The sequence below is a fragment of the Campylobacter sp. 7477a genome, assembly GCF_014892335.1.
GTDB classification, from domain to species: Bacteria; Campylobacterota; Campylobacteria; order Campylobacterales; family Campylobacteraceae; genus Campylobacter_A; species Campylobacter_A californiensis.
Genome location: NZ_JADBJH010000001.1, coordinates 105338 through 130604, shown reverse-complemented (window position 1 = coordinate 130604; position 25267 = coordinate 105338). Strand labels below are relative to the sequence as shown.

Here is a 25267-nt window from a genome sequence, read left to right as displayed (position 1 = left end):
AAGCAAATCATAAATAAAAATATGTTAAATTTTACATAAAATTTTATGTAAAGAGATGTTATGACTACGTTTAGTAAAGATGAAATTTATACCGCAACCGAGGTTGTGAGAAATTTTAGCTCTATCCTAACAAGGATAAGCAAGAACGAGATAAAACGCGCGGTTATCGTAAAAAACAACAAATTTGAGGCTGTTTTATTAAACATGAGCGAATACGAACGTCTGGAAAAAGCGGTAGCCGTCTTAGAGGCTATTTATAGCTCTAAAAAGCGAGAAAATAATGGCGAGTAAGAAGATAAAAGTCGGCTTTGAAAGCTATGATATAAGTTATGAAATTTTAAATCCAAAATGTGAAAACGCCATATTATTTTTGCATGGCTGGGGTGCAAACAAAGAGATAATGAAAAAGGCTTTTGGTGCGCATTTGACAAATTTTTGTCATATTTATGTCGATATGCCTGGTTTTGGAGCAAGCAGTATAAACTCTCCTTTAAAAACAAAAGACTACGCGAAAATCATTCGTGCTTTTATCGCTGAACTTTCAACTAAACCCGCCATCATCGCAGGTCATAGCTTTGGAGGTAAGGTTGCAACACTACTTGAGCCTGCAAATTTAGTTCTTCTAAGCTCTGCTGGCATAGTTGAGAAAAAGCCTTTGTCAGTTAGGTTTAAGATAGCTGTTTTCAAGCTTTTTAAGTTACTGGGATTTGGTAAATTCTATAGACTTTTTGCCTCAAAAGATGTAAGTGGGATGAGTAGAACTATGTATGAAACCCTAAAAAACGTTGTTGACGAGGACTTTTCATCTAAATTTGAAAATTTTAAAAACAAAGCCTTAATATTTTGGGGTAAAAACGACAGAGCTACCAGTCTAAAAAGTGGCGATAAGATACATAAATTTATAAAAAATAGCGAATTTTTTCCGCTTGAGGGCGATCATTTTTTCTTTTTACTTCATGCTAAATTTATATCGCAAACGATAGAAGATGGCATGGGTGTCGATACTATGGTCGATATAGATTTGCAAGAAGATAGTGGTATAGAGGAGATAAGGTGAGCCTAGAGGAGTTGTTTTTTAATGTTAGTAAGGTATTTTTTATTTATGCGATATCGTTTTATACGATAACTTGCTTTCAGTGGTTTTCTTATCGTTTTGAGCGAGTTGTTTTTCATTTTACAAAACCGCTTTGGCACGTTTTTTTTGCCATAGTTCCGCTTGTTCTTTTTTATACGACTGGAGAGTATTTTTATATTTATTTTTATTTTGCGTATCTGCCAAGTCTTTATTTGTGGCATAAAAAGCTTGACAAGAAGCTTGTTTTTACCGCTAGAATTAAGAGATTTTTTATATTTTTAACACTTGCTGTTGTCTCTTTTGGAGTTATGAATTTTATTATAAATGGTAAATTTGATACCGATGTTTTGTTAATTATCGCAGCTTCATTGGTTTTAAGTCATTTTTATGAAAAGATAAATGCTTTAAATTTTAGAAAAAAAGCCGATAAAAAGCTAGCTCTTTTGCCTGAACTAAAAATAATCCTAATCACTGCAAGTTACGGAAAAACAAGTATCAAAAATTTTCTTTTTGAGCTTTTAAGAGATGATTTTATATGCCATAAGACACCAAGAAGCGTAAATACTTTGACGGGGCTGATCAAAGACGTAAACGAGAATTTGACTTCGCAGACACAAATTTATATAGCCGAAGCAGGCGCTAGACTTAAGGGTGACATAGCTCAGATTACGGAATTTTTAAATCCCCACATTGTCGTAGTTGGTGAGATAGGTGCTCAGCATATTGAGTATTTTAAAAGTCTTGAAAACATACGCTCAACAAAGCTTGAGGCGCTTTGTAGTAAAAGGCTTGAAGCAGCTTTTTTACATAGCTCGACATTACAAAACCCAGATGATAAGCAAGAAATTTATGATGAAAGCTTAAGCGATGTAAAGGCTGATCTTAGTGGCTTAAATTTCATACTTGATGGTAAAAGCTATCACGCAAACTTGCTTGGTAAATTTAATGCCGTAAATTTAGCCGCATGTATAAAAGTGGCTAAAATTCTTGGTGTAAGCGAAGAGAAGATAGATAAAAACCTCTCAAAAATTAAAAACGTAGAACATCGTTTGCAAAAGATAGAAGCAGGTGGAAAGCTGATAATAGACGATAGCTTTAACGGAAATTTTGCAGGTATGAGTGCTAGCTATGAGCTTGTGAGCACATTCGAGGGACGAAAGGTATTAATAACTCCCGGTATTGTTGAGTCAAGTCCGCAAGAAAACGAAAGGCTTGGTAGGATCATAAATGAAATTTTTGATGTTGTTATGATATCAAGCCCATTAAATGCACAAGCGCTTTTAAAAAGTATAATAAAACCGCAGATAATCATCATAAAAGATAAGGCTAATATGCAAGAAATTTTGGCAAAAAACACTAAAATAGGCGATGTTATATTGTTTTCAAACGACGCACCAAGTTTTATGTAATGAAAAAGATTATATTGTTTTTATTTTTTACACTTTTGGCTTTTAGCTTTGACATCGACGACTTTGATAAGGGCATGTATGAGCTAAAAGAGGGAAATTTTAACGCTGCATTTGAGATATTTTATGCAGGGTGTGAGTCAAATGACGATATGGCTTGCGAGGAGCTAGGGCTTATGTATATAAACGATGAAGTAAGTCCTAAGCTTGATACAAGACTAGAAAAAAGAGATAGCTTGGAGCTTGGAATTTTATATTTAATGAAAAGTTGTGATGAGCTTGGTTATCTAAATGCTTGTGAAAATATCTTAAATTTAAAAGAAAATTTTACGATACAAGATGAAATTATAAAGCGTGCAAAAGAGCGTTATAGCGAGCTTTTTAATGAATTTAACGCAAATGAAAATTTAAAAGAAGATAATGCAACTCAAACAAGAGGCGAGTAAAATTTAATCGCCTATCTTGCTTTTGTTAGCGTCAGGAATTTCTAACGATATGATCGCGAAGTCATGGCATGCGCTCATGTTGCCAAGCTCACAACCAAGGTTATAATACTCTGCGGCTTTGGCTTGATTTTTTTGCATTTCAAATATAATGCCAAGACGGTAACAGTCCTTTGCAACCGAATTTTTACACCCTTGCTCTAAGGCGCTCATTTCTTGTGTTATATCGCTTTGGTCTGCAAAAATTTGTATAAACATAAACACGCACGCAAGTAAAATTCTCATTATTTACCTCTGTTTTCTATGATTTTTTTTGTCTCTCTTGCTATTTCAAGCTCTTCATTTGTCGGTATGACAAAGACCTTTGTTCTAGCATCGTCCTCATCAAGACATCTTTCTGATGAATTTGAGGTATCAAAATTCAAATCGTGGTTGATATGAATGCCTAAAATTTTTAGATCATCACAAATTTTTTGGCGTGTGTTTGGAGCATTTTCGCCGATACCACCGGTAAAGATTATCGCATCAACTCTGCCTAAAACTGCGTAATATGCACCGATATATTTTTTGACACGGTAACAAAACATATCAAAAGCAAGTTTTGCTCGTTCGTCGCTTTGCATTTTAGCAACCACGTCTCTCATGTCGCTTGAACCACAAATTCCAAATAGCCCGCTTTTTTTATTTAAAAATGTATCTATCTCGTCCCATTTTAGCACGTTTGCGTTTAGCAGATAGACAAGTGCTGCAGGGTCTATGTCGCCACTTCTAGTTCCCATTATAAGTCCTTCAAGCGGACTAAGTCCCATAGAAGTATCTACGCTTTTTCCATTTTGCACCGCACATACGCTAGCGCCATTGCCAAGATGAAGGGAAATGGCGTTAAATTTATCGTGATCTATACCCATTAAGGTCGCCGCGCGTTTGCAAACATAATTATGAGAAGTGCCGTGAAAGCCGTATTTTCTTATATGATGTTCTTTGCAAATTTCATATGGAAGAGCGTATCTATAGGCGTATTCTGGCATGCTTTGGTGAAACACCGTGTCAAAAACAACTACATGCGGGACGTTTTTACTACTTTGCATTGCGTTTTTAATCCCCGCTATATGTCCTGGGTTATGAAGAGGTGCCAGTGGGCTGGTCTCTTCTATCTTTTTTATAACTTCATCGTTTACTAGCATAGAGCTAAAGAAATTTTCTCCTCCATGGACGATGCGATGTCCTATGCCGTCAAGTTCGCTTAGATCATGAAGAGTGTTTGACTCTCTAAATAGCTCATTCATAACCTCAAGTCCCTCGTGGTGATCTTGTATGGGTAAAAATTTTTCATAAACTTTTCCGTTTGCTTTTAAAACGGCTCTTGATTTTTCCGCACCGATTTGCTCGATTATCCCGCTTGCGATACTCTCTTCATTTTGCATTAAAAATAGTTGAAATTTTATAGAACTACTTCCGGAATTTAAAACTAAAATTTTCATATTACTCTCCTGCTTGTATGGCGCTTATTAGGACTGTATTTACTATATCTTCAACCAAACAACCGCGACTTAGATCATTTACAGGCTTGTTTAGTCCTTGAAGCACAGGACCCATCGCAACGGCATTTGCACTTCTTTGGACGGCTTTATAGCAGATATTTCCGCAGTTTAAATTTGGAAAGATAAATACATTTGCTTGTCCTGCTACATCTGAATTTGGCATTTTTTTGGCTGCCACATCCATATCTATCGCCGCGTCGTATTGTATTGGTGCGGCTATTTTTAAACTAGGATCAAGCTCTAGCGCTATCCTCGCAGCTTCTTTTACAAATTCCACATCTTTTCCGCTTCCACTATTTGCGGTTGAGTAGCTTAACATAGCTATGCGTGGCTCTATACCAAAAGAAATAGCGCTTTTTGCCGTGCTAACAACTATGCTTGCAAGCTCTTCTTCGTTTGGATTTGGCGTTATAGCGCAGTCGGCAAAGGCAAAAATTTCCTCATCCATCGCCATAAAAAATACGCCAGAAACCAGTTTTGTGTCCGGTTTTGTTTTGATTATCTGAAGGGCAGGGCGTATGGTGTCAGCAGAGCTTGTATTTGCCCCGCTTACCATAGCATCAGCCAAGCCTTCATAAACCAACATGGTGGCAAAATAAGTCGGATCGCACGCCATTTCGCGCGCTTTTTCTATACTAATACCTTTTGTTTTTCTAAGCTCGTAAATTTTATCGGCAAAGTCATTTGAGTGGTTGTTTTGTTTTGGATTTATGATAGTAGCTTTTTTTAGATCAAGTCCTAGTTTTAAAGCGTTTTTGTCTATTTTGTTTTTATCGCCCAAAAGTGTGATCTTAACCGCATCTTGTTTTAATAAAATGTCGGCTGCTTTTAAAATTCTCTCATCTTCACTCTCTACTAAAACTACGTTTTTATGAAATTTCTTTGCTCTTTTTGCAAGATCGTATGCAAATTTATAAGGCGTGATTATATTTTGTGTTGAAGCTAAAATTTCATCTACACTATCGGTTATTAAAAGCTTTGAATTTTTATTTAGGCTTTTTAATGCCTTTAAATTTTTTAGCTCAAATATCGGAGCATTTAAATTTTTTGCGATTTTTAAATTTAGCTCATTTTTCCCAAACACGCTAAAACTTTCGCAACCTTTTATGATAACAAAGTCGTTTTGTGCTTTTAAATTTTCAAATTTTTCTATGAGTTTAAGGAAAAATTCCTTTTCGTTGGAGTTTGTAAAATCATCTTTATCTTGTTGTGTAAAAAATATTTCAAATTCTGCGATATTTTTAAATTTGTTTAAGATATTTCGCTTAAAATAAGAGAAATTTTCATCGCAAATAGTGTAACAAAAATTCATCCTGAAACCTTTTTTGGAACTTTATTTGCTTGATTTTAGCATAAAAATAGAAAAATTTTTAAGGTTTTTTATGAGAATTAGAAATTGTATGACGATTTTTGCTACGAGTTTACTTTTTTTAGGTTGCACCCCAAGCGTTGATCCGCATATTAATATGGAGCCACCGGTTTATGTCGAGCAACTACCGTCAAAAGATAGTGGAAGTGGTCAAAGTAACGCAGGAAGTCTTTACGGTCGCGGAAAAGACCCGTTATTTTCGGATCGTAAAGCTATGAATGTAAATGATATCGTAACTATCGTGATATCAGAGACTGCAAGTCAAACATCAACAGGAAGCAAACAAACAAGTAAAAACAGCACAACCTCTTTGGGAGCCGGCACTTTTACTGCAGGAGGCTCACCGTTATCAAATGTAGCAAGACAGCTAAATAAATACGGCAACATAGGCTTTAGTGCAGGCGGAGAGAATTCTTTTAATGGCAGCGGAACAACAAGTAGAAACGAGCGCTTTAACGCAACTATCTCGGCACGTATAATTAAAATTTTAAATAATGGCAATTATTTCATAGAGGGCAATCGCGAACTTTTAATAAACGGTGAAAAGCAGATTATGCAAGTAAGCGGTGTTATACGCCCGTATGACATTTCTCAAACAAACGAAATAGACTCAAGATATATCGCTGACGCAAAAATTTTATACAAAACAGAGGGTGATGTTGATAGATCTACCAAAAAACCATGGGGAACTCGCATAATGGAAGCCATCTGGCCTTTTTAATGCTTCAAATTTAAACAGCTCACTCACTTGAGGGGTCGTTTAATAAATTTAAACTACGTAAAAATTTCAAAAAGTGTAACAAAAATTTTTAATTTATGATTAAATTTGATCAAAATCATGTGATTTTAACGTAATTTGAGATATAATCTAACATAAATTTTTAAAAGTAAGGCGATAAATAATGAAAGAGTTAAACGGCTCACAAATGATCAGCGAAGCGCTTAAACTCGAGGGTGTCGAAGTTGTTTTTGGCTATCCTGGCGGTGCTGCGCTAAATATCTATGATGAAACATATAAGCAAGAGTATTTTAGACATGTTCTTACTCGTCATGAGCAAGCAGCCGTTCATGCTGCAGACGGTTATGCGCGTGCTAGCGGTAAAGTAGGAGTTGCTTTTGTTACTTCAGGACCAGGATTTACAAATGCCGTTACGGGCTTAGCTACGGCATATAGCGATAGCATCCCTTTGGTGCTCATTAGCGGACAAGTCGCCACATCACTAATCGGAACAGACGCATTTCAAGAGATAGATGCGGTCGGCATATCTCGTCCCTGTGTTAAGCATAACTACTTAGTTAAAAATATTGAAGAGCTGCCTAGAATTTTAAAAGAAGCGTTTTATATAGCTCGCACCGGACGACCGGGTCCTGTTCATGTCGATATACCAAAGGATATAACTGCTGCTATAGGAAAATTTGAGTATCCAAAAGAGATAAATATCCCGACATACAAGCCTACTTATAAGGGCAACGCAAAACAGATAAAAAAAGCTGCCGAGATCATCGAAGCAAGCAATAGACCGCTGCTTTATATAGGAGGCGGTGCGATCATAAGCGGAGCTAGTGAGCTAATTAGAGAATTTGCTAAAAAGACAGGAATTCCTGCCATAACTACGCTTATGGGGCTTGGTGTTATGAGAGATGATGACGAGTTAAATTTAGGCATGGCAGGTATGCACGGAAGTTATGCTGCTAACATGGCTCTTAGCGAAAGCGATCTTTTGATAGCCTTGGGAGCTAGGTTTGACGATAGGATAACAGGTAAATTAAGCGAATTTGCAAAACACGCTAAGATAATTCACGTAGACATCGATCCAAGCTCTATCTCAAAAATAGTTAATGCACATTTTCCGATAGTTGGCGATCTAAAATCAGTTCTTAGTGAACTCATGGGTCGCATAAATGCTAAACCTAAAAACTTTGAAAAATGGCGTGAAATTTTAGCTCGCTACAACTCTTTGTATCCTTTGAAATACACAGATAGCGAGGAAGTTTTAAAACCTCAGTGGGTTATAGAAAAAACATCACAAATGGTAGGCGATGATGTAGTTGTGTCTACCGATGTTGGACAACATCAGATGTGGGTTGCGCAATTTTTTGCCTTTAACAAACCTAGACAGCTTGTAACAAGCGGTGGTCAAGGGACTATGGGCTTTGGTTTACCTGCTGCTCTTGGTGCAAAATGGGCTGTTGGCGATAAGCCTGTTATAAATTTTACCGGCGATGGTTCTATTCTTATGAATATCCAAGAGCTTATGACCTCGGTTGTTGATAAAAAGCCAGTTGTAAATATCATCTTAAACAACAGCTTTTTGGGTATGGTTCGTCAGTGGCAGACATTTTTCTATGAGCATAGATATTCAAACACTGATCTTAGTATCCAGCCTGACTTTGTCAAGCTTGCGGAAAGTTTTGGCGGAGTAGGTTTTAGGGTAAAAACCAAAAAAGAATTTGAAGATGCGTTAAACGCAGCACTTAAGAGCGATAAAATTTCACTTATCGACGTCGTGGTAGATCGCTTTGAAAATGTTCTTCCGATGGTTCCTGCAGGGGCTGCGATATACAACATGATACTTGATGATAAGGGTCAAAAATGAGTGCAATAAGAAGAGCAATATCAGTTATAGTTTTAAACGAACACGGAGTTTTATCTAGGATCTCAGGGCTTTTTGCCGGGCGAGGTTACAATATCGACAGTCTTACTGTTGCCCCTATCCCTGAAAGCGGTTTTTCTCGTTTAAGTATCGTTACAAGCGGAGATGAGCGAGTTTTAGAGCAGATAGTAAAGCAACTTCACAAGCTCATACCCACTTACAAGGTTATAGAAAGCGGTGAATTTGTGGAAAAAGAGATGGCTCTTATCAAAATTCCTCTAAATGAAAATTTTGGTGGGCTTGATGCGATACTAAAAGCATATAATGGAAGCGTGGCAAATACAAATGAAAACTATATCATTGTTATGGTTGCCGATGATGCAAATAGGATAGATAATTTCCTAAAAGCGATAAAGAAATTTAATCCGGTAGACATCGTTCGCGGTGGATCGATTTTGATGGATATATAAGATGAAATTAAGTGAAATTGCACAAAAAACGGGCGCGAGTTTTGACGGAGAAGATATTGAAATTTTTGCATTAAATTCTCTTAAAAATGCAAATAAAGCCGAACTTACGTATTGTGACGGCGAGAAAAATGCTAAATTTATAAGCGGTTCAAATGCGGGAGCAATTTTAGTAACTAAAAATTTACTTGAATTCGTTCCTTCGGGCATGACGGCACTGGTGTGTGATAATCCCCATTTAGCGTTTGCCATACTTAGTAAGGATTACGCAAAGCCGTTATTTTGCGAGAAAAAAGACTCAAGCATAGATCCTAGCGCAAATATAATGCCAAATGTATATATCGGATCAAATGTTGTGGTTGGGGAAAATACCGTCATTATGGCGGGGGCATTTTTAGGCGATAATGTAAAAATCGGCAAAAACTGCATAATCCATCCAAACGTAGTGATATATAACGACTGTATCGTAGGTGATGAGTGTCATTTGCTTGCAAATTGTGTCATAGGCTCTGACGGGTTTGGTTATGCACATACAAAAACAGGCGAGCATGTCAAAATTTACCACAACGGCAATGTTGTCTTAGGTAATTACGTAGAGATCGGTGCATGCACTACGATAGATAGAGGCGTGTTTGAAAGCACTGTTGTGGCTGATTTTAGCAAGGTTGATAATTTGGTTCAAATAGGTCACAACTGTGAACTTGGCATGGGATGTCTTATTGTCTCACAAACAGGACTTGCTGGCTCAACTATACTTGGTAGAAACGTTGTTATGGGCGGACAAAGCGGTTCTGCAGGACATGTGAGTGTCGGCGACTTTGCGCAAGTAGCTGCACGTGGAGGCGTTAGCAAAAATTTAGAAGGCGGTAAAAAATACGCAGGAGCTTACCCTATAATGGAGCTTGCAGAGCAGTTTAAATTGCAGGCTAAAATTTCACGATTTTTTAAGAAAAAATAAAATTTAACGAAGCTTTGTGCAAGCTCAAGGCTTTGTTTCTACTCTTTTTTACTTTTAAACCAAAATACAAAAATCAAAATCATAACAATGACAAGCATCGCTATGCTTAGCACAAAGGTCCCATTTTCCGTCTGGCTTAAAAACATTCCGTTTGTATTCATTCCAAAAAAACTTGTGATAAAATTTAACGGCAAAAATAGCAATGAAAGCAGAGTTAACGTATAGATGTTGCGGTTTATCTTCTCGCTTCTTATGTTTTGTATATAGTTAAATATCTCTTCGGCTTTTACGGCATTTTCATTTACTACATTTTTAAAGATATTTGCTTCATATGTATAGTTTTGCAGTAGTTTTTTTAATGCAGGCTGTTCGTTTTGACATATGGCAAGTGCTTCGTAAAAGTGTGAAATTTTGTTTTGAAATTTATGAATTTCATACTTTAAAACAGGGTGTTTTTTTATAAAATTTGAAAAATACCTATGGTTTGTATAAATTTTTTCATAACTTTCAAGCTGGGCTGAGTGTTCTAAAATTTTATTTCTAAACTCGCTTGTTATCTTCTTAATGACGGCGATAAAGTCGTTGGCGTTTATCTGTGTTATGCCGTCATCTGTATAAATTTTACCCTCTTTAAAGATAAATTTATAACTTTTAACACTATCGTCCGTTACAAGGTATAAATACTCATACATATCGGTGTAAAAATACCCCGATATACTATGAACTATATCAGTCATTTACTCTTCTTTTTGCGTAAAAGTTGATTTTAAATTTAGCAAACTCACCCTTTGCTATCGCCTCGCGAATTTGTTTCATTAAATTTAGATAATAGTGCAGGTTATGTAGGCTTGCAAGACGGAAAAATGTAAGCTCACGTGCCTTAAACAGGTGGTTTAAATACCCGCGCGAGTAGTTACGACAGGTATAGCAGTCACACTCTGGATCTATCGGCGCATGATCATTTATAAATTTGGCCGATTTCACATTTATCTTGCCAAAGCTTGTAAAAAGCGTGCCATTTCTTGCGTTACGTGTAGGCATAACACAGTCAAACATATCCACTCCGCGTTCTACGTTTTCTACCAAGTCTTCAGGTGTGCCTACGCCCATGAGATAGCGCGGACGCGCCGGGTCGGTAAATGGTATCACTCCCTCAACCGTGTCATACATCTCTTGGCTGCTTTCGCCAACACTAAGCCCGCCGATAGCAAGACCGTCAAAGTCCATCTCGCAAAGCGACTGTGCACAAAATTTACGTGCCTCATAGTCCGTGCCACCTTGGATGATACCAAAGATATTTTGCTTAAGACCCACGCCCTCATTTTGTTTAAATTTATGATATCTTATCGCTTCATCAGCCCATTTAATCGTGTGTTTTAGGCTTAGCTCTACGCGCTTTTTCTCAGCAGGAAGTGCCACAAGGTCATCAAGTATCATCATAATGTCGCTTCCTAAGTCATACTGTGTATCAAGCACGCTTTTTGGTGTGAAGTAGTGAGTTGAGCCATCGATGTGGCTCTTAAATTTTATACCGCCATCGTCATTTTTGGTGTTTGAACGAAGTGAGAAAGCTTGAAATCCACCGCTATCGGTTAAAAACGAGCGGTCAAATTTAGAAAATCCATGAAGTCCGCCAAACCCTTTTACTATATTGCTTCCTGGGCGCAAGTACATGTGGTATGTGTTTGCGAGTATGATTTTAGCGTCTAGTATTTCTTTCATATCGGTAGCGTCTAAGCTCTTTACAGCGCCAACCGTGCCAACAGGCATGAAAACGGGTGTAGCGATCTCTGAGTGAGCTGTTTTTAATATACCGGTTCTTGCGTTACCATCGGTTTTTGTTACTTTAAATTCCATTTGTTTTCCTTTTCTTAAACCGCGATTTTAGCAAAAAAATGTTTATTTTGAAATTTTATCTTGCTTTTATAGGTTTTAAAGTAAAATTTAAAACCTAATTATCGCATTTTAAGGAAAATTTTTGTCAAACTCACAAAGTATCGTTTTTACAAAAAACCAGAGCTTGGCTAAGCTTATTTTTAAAGAAGATGTGAGCTATAAAGATGCGAAAATTTTACGACCTATTTTTTTAACATTATCAAAATTTAACGGCGATATCGAGATAGATATGACGGAGCTTGAAAGGATAGACTACTCCGTTTTGATCCTACTTAAAAATAGCATTAAAAATAAAAAATACGATATAAAAGTTAATAATCCAAAAATCAAAGCCATGTTAAATTTAGTCGATGATAAAAATATCGACACAAGTTATTTCCCTGCTCAAAACAAGCTAAATTTCTTCGCTCGTTTAGGTGAGAAAATTTGCGACGGAATTGTAAATTTATTGGAATTTTCTGCATTTTTGGGTGAATTTATCATCAAAACTCTTAAAATTTTAATTAATCCCACTCAGCTTAGGTTTAAGGAATTTAGTAACTACATAAAAGACGCCGGTGTAAATGCCGTGTTTATCGTATCTTTGACCGCATTTTTGATAGGCGTAGTACTTGCTTATCTTGGAAGTTCCATGCTTGCAAATTTTGGAGCAAGCATATTTATAGTTGAGATAATGGGAATTTTGACTCTTCGTGAGGTCGCTCCGCTTATTGCAGCTATCGTAGTTGCAGGTAGATCGGCATCAAGCTTTACTGCTCAAATAGGCGTTATGAAGCTAACCGAAGAGATAGATGCGATGAAAACGATGGGCTTTAAACCGTTTAATTTTCTAGTTCTTCCTCGTATTATAGCTATGGTTTTGTGCCTGCCTGTGATAATTTTTATCGCTGATGCGGTTAGTATATTTGGGCAGATGCTAGTTTGTGAAAATTTGCTAGATATAAGCTTTAGCGACTATCTTGCTAGGTTTAAAGACATGATCGAAATTCGACATTTTGTAGTCGGTATGATAAAAGCACCGTTTTTTGGTGCAGTCATAGCGATGATTGGCTGCATGAGAGGGTTTGGAGTAAGTCAAAGCGCTCAAAGTCTTGGCGAGATGACTACGATAAGTGTTATAAATGCGATATTTTGGGTTATAGCGCTTGATGCGTTTTTTGCGATAATTTTTATGTGGTTAGAGATATGAGAGATATTATTAGGGGTGAAAATATCACGACAAGTTACGGCGAACGTATAATGCACGATAATGTCAGCTGGAGTATCAAGGAGGCTGAAATTTACGGCTTTTTGGGTGGTAGCGGTAGCGGCAAAACAACACTTATGAAGACGATGATATATTTAAAAGAGCCAAATTTGGGCGATATCTACTTTGATGGCGTAAATATGTGGAAAAGTGATATCGCAACACAAGCTAAGATAAAGCTTCAAAGCGGGACGATGTTTCAGTTTGGTGCGCTTTATAGCTCTATGACGATACTTGATAATGTCGGTGTTATGCTGGTTGAATACTCTAAATTTAGCAAGCGACAGATAGATGAGATCGCGATGTTTTGGATACAAAAGGTAGGCCTTAAAAAAGAGGCGGCTTCATTATATCCAAGTGAGCTTAGCGGTGGTATGAAAAAACGTGCTGCACTTGCGCGAGCTCTTGTGCTTAGCCCTAAAGTTTTATTTTTAGATGAGCCAAATAGCGGACTTGATCCCGTTAGTTCACGTCAAATGGACTCTCTTGTAAGGGATTTGAGGGATTCGCTTGGGCTTACGGTTGTTATGGTTACTCACGATGCAGACAGTATCTTTGATATACTTGATCGTTTTTTGATAATAGAAAATAAAAAAATCGCCTTTGAGGGAACGCTAAGTGAGCTTGAAAAAGCCGATCGAAACCCTCTTGAAGAGTTGTTTAAATCAAGGAAAAAATAATGGAAAATAGAAATTCCTATACCATAGTCGGTATGTTTTTTATAACCTGCCTTAGCGCACTTGCCGTATTTATCTGGTGGATGACAAATAACGACACGAAGCTTGATTATGTTAATTACTATATAAGGACAAACGAGCTTCCAAGCGGTGTTAAGGCTGACTCTTTGGTTAAATTTATAGGAGTTCCCGCAGGAAGTGTTAGTAGGATCGACTTTGTAAAAGATAGCAGTGCTTTAATCGAAATAACACTAAAGATTAGAGATGATCTACCTATTAAAAAAGACAGTGTGGCAAGTATCGAGCTTCATCCTATAAGTGGAGTTGCAACGATAAACATAAGTCGTGGAACACAAGACTTTAAAAAGGATGAACGTTTGGTTTTAGAACTTGAGGCTAGTTTGTTTTCAAAGCTTGGAAATAACGCTCAAAATATCACAGAAAAGCTAAGTCAAAGCCTTGATAAGCTTGATAATTTCTTCTCTGATAAAAATATGGCCCACTTACAGTCGATCCTTGAAAACATCGATGCGTTCACTAAAGAGCTAAATGATAAAGAGAGCATGGCAAATGCAAAAGTCATGGTGGAAAATTTAAAAAACATAACATCCGATTTTGAAAAAGCACAGATAAAAGAACTTGTGTCAAATTTAAACGGGCTTGTTGACAGTTCAAATTCTTTTGTGGTTTCTGCTGACAAAAATGCGAAAGAATTTTCCTCTTTGCAACAGCTGTTGAGACAAAAGCTACAAGACGGCGAGTATGACCTTAAAAATGCGCTAAGCCCAACCATGCTTGAGGCGACTAAATTTCTAAGTGATTTTCAAAAAACATTAAGAGAATTTAGAGGTGCGCTTTATCGTTTGGAAGATAACCCTTATGAATTTTTCTTTAAAGATGTAGAAAATAAAAAACAAAATGGAGAGTGAAATGAGAAAATTTACATTAGCCCTTGTATCTTTGATAATCTTAAGCGGTTGTTCGATAAAAACAACGGTTGCGCAACCGGATATGTATGAAATTTACTACTCAAACAAGGAGTGCAGGGCAGTTAAAAATGCTTCTAAAAATATCTACATAGATAGCGTAAGTGCGCTTGATCTAGTAGATAGTAGGAGAATTTTAATCGTTGCCGAAAATAATAAGATAAGATACTTAGACGATGCAAAATTTGTAGCTATGCCAAGTGAGATGATATACAAAGCGCTTGTGAAAGGGGTTTACTCAAACTGCGGTCTATCTCCTGTTTTTGCACCAGGCACAAATGACAGTAGGCTAAAGGTAAATTTAATCTCACTTCAAATAAGAGGCGATAAGGCTGAAGTAACGATGGCCTATGAACTGTTTAACGCCTCAAGATCGATAAAGTCAGGGATAATAAACAAAGAACTTTTTTGTCCGGATCCTAGCTCAAAAACAGTATTTGAAACTATAAACAAAACCGTAAATATAGCGATCGATACGCTTTTGTCTGAAATTGTGATAGATTAAGTCCGTTTTGCTATAATGCCGCCTTTAATGGGAGTATTTATGAAAAAAATTTTAATAATAGCAGACGGAATACTTGCTGAAAATTTTATTAAAAGACTTTTAAAAGCAAAGTCCGTATCTCATCACTATACGATCGTTATCGAAAAAAACGGGATCATATCATATGATATGAATCTTGAAAATTTTAGTTTTTATTATTTTGATCCGACAAGCTTTTCTAAGCTAAAAGGTGTTGCCGATGGCTATTTTAGTCAGTTTCTAATAGTCATGCAAAACAAAGCCGATGCATTTGCTGCTTATGAAAATTTAAGAAAAATAAGTACTAGGACAGAGCTTGTTTTTATGAATATATGGGAGCTTACAAAAGAGGAAAAAGAGCGCATAAGTTCGGATAAGCATTTGGAATTTGAAGATGTAAGGGAGATCGTCTCTTCTCGCTTGATGGACTGTATGCCTGATGTTCCTGTTTTGGCTGACAACATTGGTCTTGGCGAGGGCGAGATAATGGAAGTAAAAGTGCCTATCGGCAGTGCATATATGTATAGGCATATAAATGCCATTCAGCAAAAAAGGTGGAGAATTTCGCTTGTTTATCGTATGGGCGAGATAATACTTCCAAAGCCTAGCGTGATGATACAGCCAAACGATACGCTTTTAATAGTTGGCGATCCTAACGTTTTGCAAAATGTTTATCGTTCTATAAAACGTGAGCCGGGACAGTTTCCAAGCCCTTTTGGAAGCAATATCTATACGATAATAGACATGCATGAAATGAGTAAAGAGCGAGTTGCAAAGCTTATAGAAGATAGCTTGTTCTTAAATTCTAAGCTAAATAATAAGCGCTTGATACTTAAGGTTTTAAATCCGACTTTGGGCAAAAATTTAGATATGCTAAAAAGCATAAAAGATAAAAAAATAAACGTTTTGTTGGATTATTTCTCACAGGATCTAGCTTATATAAAACAAGAAATTTTTAAATTAGATGTCGGTATGATCGTTAGCGATGATGAGTATTTCTTTAAATTTCAAAAATTTTTCTACTCGCTAAAACTACCTGTTTTAAAGACGGGCAAGCTAGACTTAAAACAGGTAAAAGAGGGTGTTATACTTGGAGAAGAGAGTCAAGAGATCGAAAATCAATCCGCCGTCATAATGGACTGTTGCGCGCAGCTTAGTCTTGATATGAAATTTTATCATTTTGATAGCCAAAATAGCGATAAAGACGCTTTGACAGAGCATTTTGAAAGTATAAGCAACCTATTTTCAAGACGTATAACCATAGAGAGTAGCAAAGACAAAAATCCTATCATAGTTTTAAAAAAAAGCAAAGATCTGTTGCATTTTGTGGTGTTTAACGAAAATATCGTTACCTCAAGCCCTTTTGCCTTTATGTCAAGAGACATGAATAGACTTTATAAAAAATTAAGTAACAATGCACAGCTTTTTGTGCCTACAAGTGTGTAAAATTTACTTAAATTTGAAAGAATTTGGCTAAAATATCCATAAATACGGAGTAAATATGCAAATAGATTTAAGATTAAAACAAAAAGAGCATGACTATAAGGTTTATATAAATGAGCTTGAGCGCATAGAGCTAAAAGGAAAAGTTGCGATCGTAACTAATCCAAAAGTCGCGGGACTTCATCTTAAAAGACTTCTTGATGTTTTAAAGTGCGATGATTATTTTATAGTTACTGTTCCTGACGGCGAAGAGTATAAAAATTTAACTATGGTTGAGAGCATCTTAGAGCAATTGTTTACAAGCCGTCTTGATAGAAGTAGCACGCTAATAGCTTTTGGTGGTGGTGTAATAAGCGACATGGTGGGTTTTGTGGCTAGTATTTATCAAAGAGGGATAAAATTTATAAACATCCCAACCACTCTTTTATCTCAGGTTGATGCAAGTGTAGGCGGAAAAACCGGAGTAAATAATAAATTTGGAAAGAATTTGATCGGCTCTTTTTATCAGCCAGAAGCGGTTTACTGTGAAAGTAAATTTTTACAAACATTAGCCAAGCGCGAGTTTAGTGCAGGCGTAGCTGAGTCTATCAAGATGGCGGTAACATTTGACAAAGAGATGTTTGAGTGGCTCGAAAATGCTGACTTAAACGATGAAAAAAATTTAGCAAATTTAATATATAAAGCAGTTGGCATAAAAGCAAATGTTGTTATGGACGACGAGAAAGAAAAAAGTGTAAGGGCTGTTTTAAACTATGGCCATACATTTGCCCATGTAATAGAAAACCAAACAAACTATAAAACCTATCTTCACGGAGAAGCTGTTGCCATCGGTGTAAACATGGCAAATGCTCTTGCTTTGCACTTGGGTTTAATGAGTAAAGAAGAGGTTGAAAGAGTTAAGAGGCTCTTGTTAAAATTTGACTTGCCGACAAGCTATAAGATAAATGACGAAGAACTATTTTACGACGCATTTTTCCTTGATAAAAAGAGTGAAAATAGCAAGATAAAATTTATCCTTGCAGACGGCATTGGAAATGCGGTTATAAAAGATAACATATCAAAAAGTGATGTTTTAAAAGTTTTAAGAGAATTTAAATGAAATTTTTAGTTGTTTTATTTTCTATTTTTGTTTTTGCTTGTGCGGAAGATAACTCCACTATATCCGTTCAAGACTCTGAAATTTCACTTAAGATCACTGAAGTGCAAAAACAAATAGACGGCATAGATAGCTTGCTAAAAGGTAATGCGTGGATAACTAGATACGCAAACTACAACACATACCAAAAATTGCTTTCTGAGTTGGAAGAGGGCGAAGCTGCCATAAAAAAAATGGATAAAAATTCTCGTAAGACTAGCGATACTGCAAAGAGGATAGAGACCTTAAAAGAGCAGGTAAATTTACTAAAAGAGTATGAGAAGACACCATTTTCAGCCATGCTTGCCGCACCTGAAGTAGAAAATCCACCACGTATCATAAACCCGATCGCTCTTATCTCAGGGTTTTCTTATATTAAAAAAGTAAAAACAAATAAAGACGAATACTCTCGTCATATACTTGAACTTGACATGGTTTTATCTAGGCTTGATGAGAAAGAAAAGCTTTTAGTTGCTATGCTTGATCTTGATAATAGCGAGGAGAATAGAAATTTACTCTATTCAACAAGACAAGAAATTTCAGAACTAAGCGCAGCAAAACAGATCGCACAAACGACATTTAGTGTATATGGCAAAAGAGCCGACGAGGCGATAAGTATAGCTACAAATGATATAAAAGCACAATTTTTTAGCATGTTAAATATCACGATTTGGTTGATAGCAACGATCATACTTTCGTTCTTGGCTAAATTTATAGCCAAAAGAACGATAACTGATAATGAGCGCTTTTATACGGTAAATAAATTTCTAAACTTTTTAAACGTTACGCTTATTATACTTATACTTTTGTTTGCATATATAGAAAACGTAACTTATATCGTTACTGTGCTTGGTTTTGCGTCAGCTGGTATTGCTATTGCTATGAAAGATATGTTTATGAGCATGCTTGGCTGGATGGTGATAATGTTTGGTGGCTCGATACATGTTGGAGATAGGATCAGAGTGTTACATAACGGTTCTGAATTTACTGGTGATATTATCGACATCTCTCTTCTTAGGATGACTGTTTTTGAGGATGTAACATATACGACATATAAAGTAAATCGTCGTGCAGGACGAATTGTCTTTATACCAAATAATTATATATTTACCGATCTTATCGCAAACTACTCTCACTACGGCATGAAGACTGTTTGGGATGGTATAGATATCGTGCTTAGCTTTGATAGTAACCATAAAAAAGCTGTCTATATAGCAAAAAGTATAGTTAGAAAATACTCAAAAGGATATACCGATATCGCAAAGCGCCAAATGACAAAATTACGCAGTCAATACAGCATAAAAAATCCAAATGTAGAGCCAAAAGTTTTTACTTTTTTTGAGCCTTACGGAGTAAATATCTCAAGTTGGTATATGACAAATTCATACGCAGCACTTGCTCTTAGAAGCACGATAAGTGCCGAGATCATAGACGCTTTTAACAAGGAGGATGATATAAAGATAGCTTACCCTACGCAAACCATGTATCTAAGCAAAAAACAAGACCCAAGCCCACATAGCGAGCTTGAAAATGAAAGTAGCTGGATATAATGCAAAAGGTGTTTTTTAAAACATTCGGTTGTCGCACAAATATCTACGACACTGAGCTTATGAAAAGATACATCAAAGACTATGAGATAACAAACGACGAAGATAGCGCAGATATTGTTATCATAAACTCATGCACTGTAACAAATAGCGCAGATAGTGGCGTAAGAGCTTATATAAATAGTGTAAGAAGACGTGGTGCCAAGGTTGTTTTAACAGGTTGCGGAGCTGTTAGCAAAGGCAAAGAGCTGTTTGATAAAAATGGAATTTTTGGCGTGATAGGAGCTAGTGAAAAAGCAAATATAAACACGCTTTTAAATTCGCAAGGTAGATTTTTTGAGCTTGGAAATTTAAAGTCCATAGACAGAGATATCGTTACAAATTACGAAAATCACACAAAAGCTTTTATAAAAATTCAAGAAGGTTGTAACTTTTCTTGTAGTTATTGCATAATCCCTAGCGTGCGCGGTAAAGCACGTAGCATGGATGAGCAAAATATCTTAAACGAGGCTAAAATTTTATCTCAAAACGGCTATAACGAGCTTGTTTTGACAGGGACAAATATAGGCAGTTATGGCAAAGATACAGGCAGTTCGCTTGGCGCTCTTCTTGCAAATTTGGGTAAAATTTCAGGCATTAAGCGCATCAGGCTTGGTAGTATTGAGCCAAGCCAGATAGATGATAGTTTTAGAGAAATTTTAAACGAGCCGTGGCTAGAAAAACATCTTCATATTGCACTTCAACATACAAGCGAAAGAATGCTTCGTATCATGCGCAGAAGAAATGAAGCCTTGCGTGACTTGGAATTATTCTATGAGCTTAGCGAGCTTGGATTTGCGCTTGGGACGGATTATATAGTCGGACATCCCGGCGAGAGTGAAGAGATATGGGATGAAGGGCTTGAAAATTTCAAGAAATTTCCGCTTACTCATCTACATGCATTTGTTTATTCACCGCGTTTTAACACACATTCGGCAACTATGAAGATAGACGTTAGTGGCGATATAGCTAAAGCTAGGTTAAATACACTAAAAGAGATAACAAGGCAGAAAAATTTAGAATTTAGAAAGCAACATAAAGTAGAACTTGGCGTTTTGGTTGAACAAAAAAACAATGAATTTTACGAAGGATTTGATCAGTTTTATAATAAAATTAAGATCAAATCAGAACGCGATATATCAAAAGAGTGGCTTTGGCTTAAGGATTATGAGATAGAAGAGGAATTAAATTATGCAAAAATTTAATTTTAAATTTAATAAAAAAAATATAGTAGTCATTGTTTTGATTTTGCTACTTTTGCTTATAGGATTTGCACTTTTAAAAGAGCCAAAAACGATAAGATATGATGCTTATAGCGCGCTTCTTGACGGAGACTTTATCGACAAAGCAGTTATAGAAGATAACGAAGTAATAATCTATGCACAAAACAATAGATATAAAATCATAAAAGACGGCATAGACGTAAAAGAACTCATAAAAAAGGTGCCAATAGAACAAAAGGAAAGATACATATCAGTGAGTGAAATTTTTACTATTTTTATAGTTTCTTTTGTGCTTTTCTTTGTAATGTTTTTGTTTGTTAGATTTAGAAAAAAAGAGTTAGAACAAGAAAAAAAGCCTGTTTATGATGTCGAAAGTGTTGTAAATTCTTTTGGCGTTCCTGTTATATCAAATGTGAAATTTAGCGATGTGGCAGGCATTAGTGAGGTAAAAATAGAACTTAGTGAGATCGTCGATTTTCTTAAAAATCCACTAAAATACAAAAGCTTTGGTGTAAAGATGCCAAAGGGCGTTTTGATGGTTGGACCTCCTGGAGTAGGTAAAACTTTAATTGCAAAAGCTGTAGCAGGAGAGGCAAATGTGCCGTTTTTTTATCAAAACGGTGCTAGCTTTGTTCAAATTTATGTTGGAATGGGTGCAAAACGCGTTAGAGAGCTTTTTTCAAAAGCTAAGATGTATGCACCGTCTATTATCTTTATCGATGAGATAGATGCTGTCGGCAAGAGTAGGGGAGGCAGTAGAAACGATGAACGTGAAGCTACGCTAAACCAGCTTTTAACCGAAATGGATGGTTTTGAAGATAACTCGGGCGTTATAGTCATAGCTGCAACAAACCGCATGGAGATGATAGATGAGGCGCTTTTAAGATCCGGAAGGTTTGATAGGAGGATTTTTCTTTCTATGCCTGATTTTAAGGATAGGGTGGCGATACTTAAAGCATATCTTAACGGAAAAAGCTGCAATGTCGACGTAAATGAGATAGCCAAAATGAGTGTAGGATTTAGCGGAGCGGCTCTTTCTACCTTGGTAAATGAAGCTGCTATAAGTGCGCTAAGGCAAAATAAAACAAGTATAGATATATCAGACTTTGAAGCTGTTTCAAGCAAGGTTTTACTTGGCAAAAAGAAAATCCTAAGCTACTCCGAAAGCGAAAAAAAGATACAAGCTGTTTATCAGGCGGCAAAGGTGTTAAGTGCGTATTGGTTTGACGTTGGATTTGAAAAAATTTCTTTAGTAGAGGATCGTTTTATAGGCGTTGAAAGAGAGATAGAGTCAAAATCCCAAATGTTAGCTCGTATCAAGGTATTTTTATCAGGCAGATGCAAGCTTGAGCTTGATCAAAATGATCTGTTCTCAAATTCTAAAAATGATCTAAATTTAGCAAAAGATATCGCTCAAAAAATGATCTTTGAATACGGAATGGGGAGCTCCTTTATTCCAAATCAAATGGATGTCGAGCAGATACTTTTGCAAGCAAAAGAGGAAGTGGTAAGCTTTTTAAAGGGTGTTGATACGCAAATTGAAGCTATAGCCGAATATCTTTTAAGCTATGAAACGATAGATAAAGATATGGTGGCTGAAATTTTAAATAAAATTTATAAATAAGAAGATTATATGAAAGTAAAAATAGGAATTTTAACACTTAGCGATAGGGCGAGTGACGGAACATATGAGGACAAATCAGGACCAGCTATAAAAGAAGTGCTTGGTGAATGGATAGTAAGCGAATGCGAGTATTTTTACGAGGTTATACCAGATGAGCTCGAACTTATCAAAAAGCGCCTTAAATATATGTCAGACGAGCTTGGATGTAGTCTTATCTTAACAACAGGCGGAACCGGTCCTGCAGTGCGAGATGTAACTCCTGAGGCAACTGAAGATGTATGTGAGAAGATGATGCCGGGCTTTGGGGAGTTAATGAGAGCGGCAAGCTTGAAATATGTCCCAACGGCAATTTTATCAAGGCAGACTGCCGGCATTCGTGGTAAATCTTTAATCATAAATTTACCGGGTCAGCCAAAAGCTATAAGAGAGTGCCTTGAGCCGATATTTCCTGCTGTGCCATACTGCATAGACCTTATCGAAGGGGCTTTTATCGAAACAGATGAAAATGTAATGAAGGTATTTAGACCAAAACAAAAGAAAATTTCTTAAATATTTTAGTGCCTATTTGTTAGGCACTAATTTTTGGTATTTTGATTTATATACCATACTTCTTCAAATACCACTCAACAGTCTTTATAATACCTGTCTCAAAATTCTCATCAGCTTTCCAGTCAAGTTTATTTTCTATCTTAGTCGCATCTATAGCATAGCGTCTATCATGTCCAGCTCTATCCTCTACAAAAGTTATTAGGCTTTTGTATGAGAAGTTTTGCTTTGGCACTTCTTTATCTAAAATTTCGCATATTCTATCCACGATTTGCAGATTTGTTCGCTCGTTTCTTCCACCGATATTATATGTCTCGCCCCTTTTGCCATTGTGATAAACCAAATCTATACCCTTGCAGTGGTCAAGCACATATAGCCAGTCTCTTATGTTTTTGCCATCACCATATATTGGGATAGGATTGCCTTTTAGAGCGTTTCTTATGATAGTTGGGATTAGCTTTTCATCATGCTGTTTTGGGCCATAGTTGTTTGAACAGTTTGTGATAACACAGTTTAGTCCAAAAGTTTCCACATAAGCCATTACTATCATATCACTTGAAGCTTTTGATGCTGAGTATGGTGAATTTGGAGCATAAGGCGTCTTTTCAGTAAAAAGATCATTTGGATCTTCTGATAGCGTGCCATATACTTCATCTGTGCTTATATGATGAAACCTGCAGTCTTCGTACTCTTTTTTATAGACAAATGGCTTATCCATCCAATGCTTTTTAGCCACGTCTACAAGAGTGTAGGTGCCATTTACATTTGTTTGCACAAATACACCGGGGTTTTTGATGCTATTGTCCACATGGCTTTCGGCCGCGAAGTGGATGACTCCCCTTGTATCATACTCAGAAAATATAAACTCCACAAGCTCACGGTTACAGATATCGCCTTTTATAAATTTATATCTTTGGTTGTTTTCACACTCTTTTAAATTTTCTAAATTTCCAGCATAGGTTAAAAGATCCAAATTTACAATATTATAGTTTGGATACTTTTCTAAAAAATACGGCACAAAATTGCTTCCTATAAATCCAGCACAGCCTGTTACTAAAATAGTTTTATTTGAGTTATTAAACATTATCTTCTCTCCCCTAGTCTTTTTAAACAGTCATCCAAGCCATCTTTCCAATATGGTATCACTACGTTAAATTTCGACTTTATCTTACTTTTGTTTAGTAATGAAAAATGCGGTCTCTTTGCCGGTGTTGGGTATTCAAATGTATCTATTGGGTTTATCTTGCAAGGTAGTTTTGCCATCTTCATTATTTCTTTTGCAAAGTCATACCAAGATAAAACACCTTCGTTTGAGTAGTTATAAATTTCCACTTTGTTGTTACTAATTTGTGGGATAATGTCAAGTATAGCTTTTGCTAAATCCTTTGCGTATGTCGGAGCGCCTACTTGGTCATATATCACACCCAAACTCTCTTTTTCTTTGCCAAGTCTTAGCATCGTTTTTAAAAAGTTATTTCCATAGTAGCTATAAACCCATGAAGTTCTAATAATGATAGAATTTAGTGGATTTATATTTCTCATCTCAGTCTCACCATCAAGCTTTGACTTGCCGTAAATCGACTGTGGATTTGTCTGATGTTCCTCAATGTATGGCTTGTAATTTTTACCGTCAAATACATAATCAGTTGAGATATGAACTAGCTTTATACCAAGCTCTTTTGCGACAAGAGAGAGCTTTTTTACAGCTTTTCTATTTACTAGATCAGCATTTTCTATGTCGCTCTCAGCCCTGTCCACAGCTGTATATGCCGCACAGTTAATGATAGCGTTGATAGAGTTTGTCTGACAAAAATTTATTATATCATTTTTATCTGTGATGTCTATATTAGTTCTATCTGTAAAGAAAAATTTATACTCATAGTTTGACGCTAGCTCTCTTATCTCAGAGCCAAGCTGCCCGTTTGAGCCGGTTACTAGGATATTAAGCATAGTAGTTTACTCCAAACTCAAATATCTCTTTACTGTCTTTTATATCAAATAACTTTGGCTGAACCTTGTCTTTTTGTGATAAATTTAACTCATCATGGTTCAATATCCAGTCAATATTTAAATTTTTATCATCAAATGCTATACCTCTATCACATTCCGGACTATAGTAGCTATCTACCTTATATGCGAATATCGTATCTTCTTCAAGAACTACAAAGCCATGAGCAAAGCCTCTTGGTATAAGTAGTTGTCTTTTATTTTCAGCGCTTAATTCTACAGCTACGTGTTGTCCAAAAGTTGGTGAGCCTTTTCTGATATCAACCGCGACATCTAAAACTCTTCCTTGTATAACACGAACAAGTTTTGTCTGTGCAAAAGGAGCAAGCTGATAGTGAAGTCCTCTTAAAACTCCCTTACTTGACTTTGATTCATTGTCTTGACAAAATTTTATCTTGTAACCTAAGAATTCCTCTAGCTTATCTTGCCTAAAGGTCTCTACAAAGTAGCCACGACTATCTCCATGCACCTTTGGCTCGATAATAACAACGTCTTGGATACGCGTTCTTATAAAGTTCATAT

General features: G+C 36.3%; 26 protein-coding genes. 18 read left to right on the top strand and 8 right to left on the bottom strand.

Features of this window, described 5'->3' with window-relative positions; genetic code table 11:
* Positions 1-60 precede the first annotated feature (60 nt).
* The 4 genes from CCAL5182_RS00645 to CCAL5182_RS00630 are packed head-to-tail and all read left to right on the top strand — an operon-like array spanning position 61 to position 2927.
* Entirely contained in the window at positions 61-291 is a 231-nt protein-coding gene (locus CCAL5182_RS00645; protein WP_169938503.1) for a type II toxin-antitoxin system Phd/YefM family antitoxin, read from the top strand.
* On the top strand, positions 281-1057 hold the full coding sequence (locus tag CCAL5182_RS00640) for an alpha/beta fold hydrolase (RefSeq protein WP_336609994.1): 777 nt from the start codon (positions 281-283) through the stop codon (positions 1055-1057). The genes CCAL5182_RS00645 and CCAL5182_RS00640 overlap by 11 nt, the downstream gene beginning before the upstream one ends.
* A complete protein-coding gene (locus CCAL5182_RS00635; protein ID WP_170000164.1) occupies positions 1054-2484 on the top strand; it encodes a Mur ligase family protein in 1431 nt (476 codons plus the stop codon). Before CCAL5182_RS00640 ends, CCAL5182_RS00635 begins: the two co-directional genes overlap by 4 nt.
* Positions 2484-2927 carry a sel1 repeat family protein gene (locus CCAL5182_RS00630; protein WP_169938496.1) on the top strand — a complete coding sequence of 148 codons (444 nt, stop codon included), beginning with the start codon at positions 2484-2486 and terminating at the stop codon, positions 2925-2927. The genes CCAL5182_RS00635 and CCAL5182_RS00630 overlap by 1 nt, the downstream gene beginning before the upstream one ends.
* A 3-nt stretch (positions 2928-2930) precedes the next feature.
* Here the strand turns inward: CCAL5182_RS00630 and CCAL5182_RS00625 are convergent, their stop codons facing one another.
* Genes CCAL5182_RS00625 through pta form a run of 3 tightly spaced genes read right to left on the bottom strand, consistent with a single transcriptional unit; the run spans position 2931 to position 5777 of the window.
* Positions 2931-3209 carry a hypothetical protein gene (locus CCAL5182_RS00625; RefSeq protein WP_170017010.1) on the bottom strand — a complete coding sequence of 93 codons (279 nt, stop codon included), beginning with the start codon at positions 3207-3209 and terminating at the stop codon, positions 2931-2933.
* Positions 3209-4405, bottom strand: a complete 1197-nt coding sequence (locus tag CCAL5182_RS00620; protein WP_169971774.1) for an acetate kinase — start codon at positions 4403-4405, stop codon at positions 3209-3211. Before CCAL5182_RS00620 ends, CCAL5182_RS00625 begins: the two co-directional genes overlap by 1 nt.
* A 1-nt stretch (position 4406) precedes the next feature.
* Positions 4407-5777 (bottom strand): phosphate acetyltransferase, encoded by a 1371-nt coding sequence (gene pta / locus CCAL5182_RS00615; RefSeq protein ID WP_336609993.1) that lies wholly within the window; start codon positions 5775-5777, stop codon positions 4407-4409.
* A gap of 70 nt (positions 5778-5847) precedes the next feature.
* Between pta and flgH the strand changes: the two genes are divergently transcribed.
* From flgH to lpxD, 4 genes are all read left to right on the top strand, one after another.
* A complete protein-coding gene (gene flgH, locus CCAL5182_RS00610) occupies positions 5848-6555 on the top strand; it encodes a flagellar basal body L-ring protein FlgH (RefSeq protein WP_169938488.1) in 708 nt (235 codons plus the stop codon).
* Between the two features lie 181 nt (positions 6556-6736).
* On the top strand, positions 6737-8431 hold the full coding sequence (locus CCAL5182_RS00605; RefSeq protein WP_336609992.1) for an acetolactate synthase large subunit: 1695 nt from the start codon (positions 6737-6739) through the stop codon (positions 8429-8431).
* Positions 8432-8436: 5 nt separating this feature from the next.
* Complete coding sequence (ilvN, locus tag CCAL5182_RS00600; RefSeq protein ID WP_336610007.1) at positions 8437-8898, top strand: acetolactate synthase small subunit; 462 nt, start codon at positions 8437-8439, stop codon at positions 8896-8898.
* Position 8899: 1 nt separating this feature from the next.
* The gene (gene lpxD, locus CCAL5182_RS00595) at positions 8900-9853 is read left to right on the top strand and encodes a UDP-3-O-(3-hydroxymyristoyl)glucosamine N-acyltransferase (RefSeq protein ID WP_170000160.1); all 954 of its coding nucleotides are present in this window, start codon (positions 8900-8902) and stop codon (positions 9851-9853) included.
* Positions 9854-9891: 38 nt separating this feature from the next.
* Here the strand turns inward: lpxD and CCAL5182_RS00590 are convergent, their stop codons facing one another.
* Both CCAL5182_RS00590 and tgt read right to left on the bottom strand, forming a co-directional pair.
* Positions 9892-10590, bottom strand: coding sequence for a CorA family divalent cation transporter (locus CCAL5182_RS00590; protein WP_169971770.1), 699 nt, complete (start codon positions 10588-10590; stop codon positions 9892-9894).
* A complete protein-coding gene (gene tgt / locus CCAL5182_RS00585) occupies positions 10583-11710 on the bottom strand; it encodes a tRNA guanosine(34) transglycosylase Tgt (protein WP_336609991.1) in 1128 nt (375 codons plus the stop codon). Before tgt ends, CCAL5182_RS00590 begins: the two co-directional genes overlap by 8 nt.
* Before the next feature lie 121 nt (positions 11711-11831).
* Between tgt and CCAL5182_RS00580 the strand changes: the two genes are divergently transcribed.
* From CCAL5182_RS00580 to mog, 10 genes are read left to right on the top strand one after another with little or no spacing between them, the layout of a single operon-like run.
* The gene (locus CCAL5182_RS00580) at positions 11832-12938 is read left to right on the top strand and encodes an MlaE family ABC transporter permease (protein ID WP_442862134.1); all 1107 of its coding nucleotides are present in this window, start codon (positions 11832-11834) and stop codon (positions 12936-12938) included.
* A complete protein-coding gene (locus tag CCAL5182_RS00575) occupies positions 12935-13675 on the top strand; it encodes an ABC transporter ATP-binding protein (RefSeq protein ID WP_336609990.1) in 741 nt (246 codons plus the stop codon). The genes CCAL5182_RS00580 and CCAL5182_RS00575 overlap by 4 nt, the downstream gene beginning before the upstream one ends.
* A complete protein-coding gene (locus CCAL5182_RS00570; protein ID WP_170016998.1) occupies positions 13675-14601 on the top strand; it encodes an MlaD family protein in 927 nt (308 codons plus the stop codon). The genes CCAL5182_RS00575 and CCAL5182_RS00570 overlap by 1 nt, the downstream gene beginning before the upstream one ends.
* A gap of 1 nt (position 14602) precedes the next feature.
* Positions 14603-15163 (top strand): ABC-type transport auxiliary lipoprotein family protein, encoded by a 561-nt coding sequence (locus CCAL5182_RS00565; protein WP_170000157.1) that lies wholly within the window; start codon positions 14603-14605, stop codon positions 15161-15163.
* Positions 15164-15202: 39 nt separating this feature from the next.
* Positions 15203-16627 (top strand): COG3400 family protein, encoded by a 1425-nt coding sequence (locus CCAL5182_RS00560; RefSeq protein ID WP_336609989.1) that lies wholly within the window; start codon positions 15203-15205, stop codon positions 16625-16627.
* A 55-nt stretch (positions 16628-16682) separates the two neighbouring features.
* Positions 16683-17723 (top strand): 3-dehydroquinate synthase, encoded by a 1041-nt coding sequence (gene aroB, locus CCAL5182_RS00555; RefSeq protein ID WP_336609988.1) that lies wholly within the window; start codon positions 16683-16685, stop codon positions 17721-17723.
* Complete coding sequence (locus CCAL5182_RS00550) at positions 17720-19309, top strand: mechanosensitive ion channel domain-containing protein (protein ID WP_336609987.1); 1590 nt, start codon at positions 17720-17722, stop codon at positions 19307-19309. The genes aroB and CCAL5182_RS00550 overlap by 4 nt, the downstream gene beginning before the upstream one ends.
* Positions 19306-20550: a tRNA (N(6)-L-threonylcarbamoyladenosine(37)-C(2))-methylthiotransferase MtaB gene (gene mtaB / locus CCAL5182_RS00545; protein ID WP_322619322.1), complete on the top strand. Its 1245-nt coding sequence runs from the start codon at positions 19306-19308 to the stop codon at positions 20548-20550. Before CCAL5182_RS00550 ends, mtaB begins: the two co-directional genes overlap by 4 nt.
* Positions 20537-22192: an ATP-dependent metallopeptidase FtsH/Yme1/Tma family protein gene (locus CCAL5182_RS00540; protein ID WP_336609986.1), complete on the top strand. Its 1656-nt coding sequence runs from the start codon at positions 20537-20539 to the stop codon at positions 22190-22192. The genes mtaB and CCAL5182_RS00540 overlap by 14 nt, the downstream gene beginning before the upstream one ends.
* A gap of 9 nt (positions 22193-22201) precedes the next feature.
* Positions 22202-22741, top strand: a complete 540-nt coding sequence (mog, locus tag CCAL5182_RS00535; RefSeq protein ID WP_170000152.1) for a molybdopterin adenylyltransferase — start codon at positions 22202-22204, stop codon at positions 22739-22741.
* Positions 22742-22787: 46 nt separating this feature from the next.
* Here the strand turns inward: mog and rfbB are convergent, their stop codons facing one another.
* Genes rfbB through rfbC form a run of 3 tightly spaced genes read right to left on the bottom strand, consistent with a single transcriptional unit; the run spans position 22788 to position 25265 of the window.
* Complete coding sequence (rfbB, locus tag CCAL5182_RS00530; RefSeq protein WP_336609985.1) at positions 22788-23822, bottom strand: dTDP-glucose 4,6-dehydratase; 1035 nt, start codon at positions 23820-23822, stop codon at positions 22788-22790.
* Positions 23822-24688, bottom strand: coding sequence for a dTDP-4-dehydrorhamnose reductase (gene rfbD, locus CCAL5182_RS00525; RefSeq protein WP_336609984.1), 867 nt, complete (start codon positions 24686-24688; stop codon positions 23822-23824). Before rfbD ends, rfbB begins: the two co-directional genes overlap by 1 nt.
* A complete protein-coding gene (gene rfbC, locus CCAL5182_RS00520) occupies positions 24681-25265 on the bottom strand; it encodes a dTDP-4-dehydrorhamnose 3,5-epimerase (RefSeq protein ID WP_169937431.1) in 585 nt (194 codons plus the stop codon). The genes rfbD and rfbC overlap by 8 nt, the downstream gene beginning before the upstream one ends.
* Positions 25266-25267: the final 2 nt, after the last annotated feature.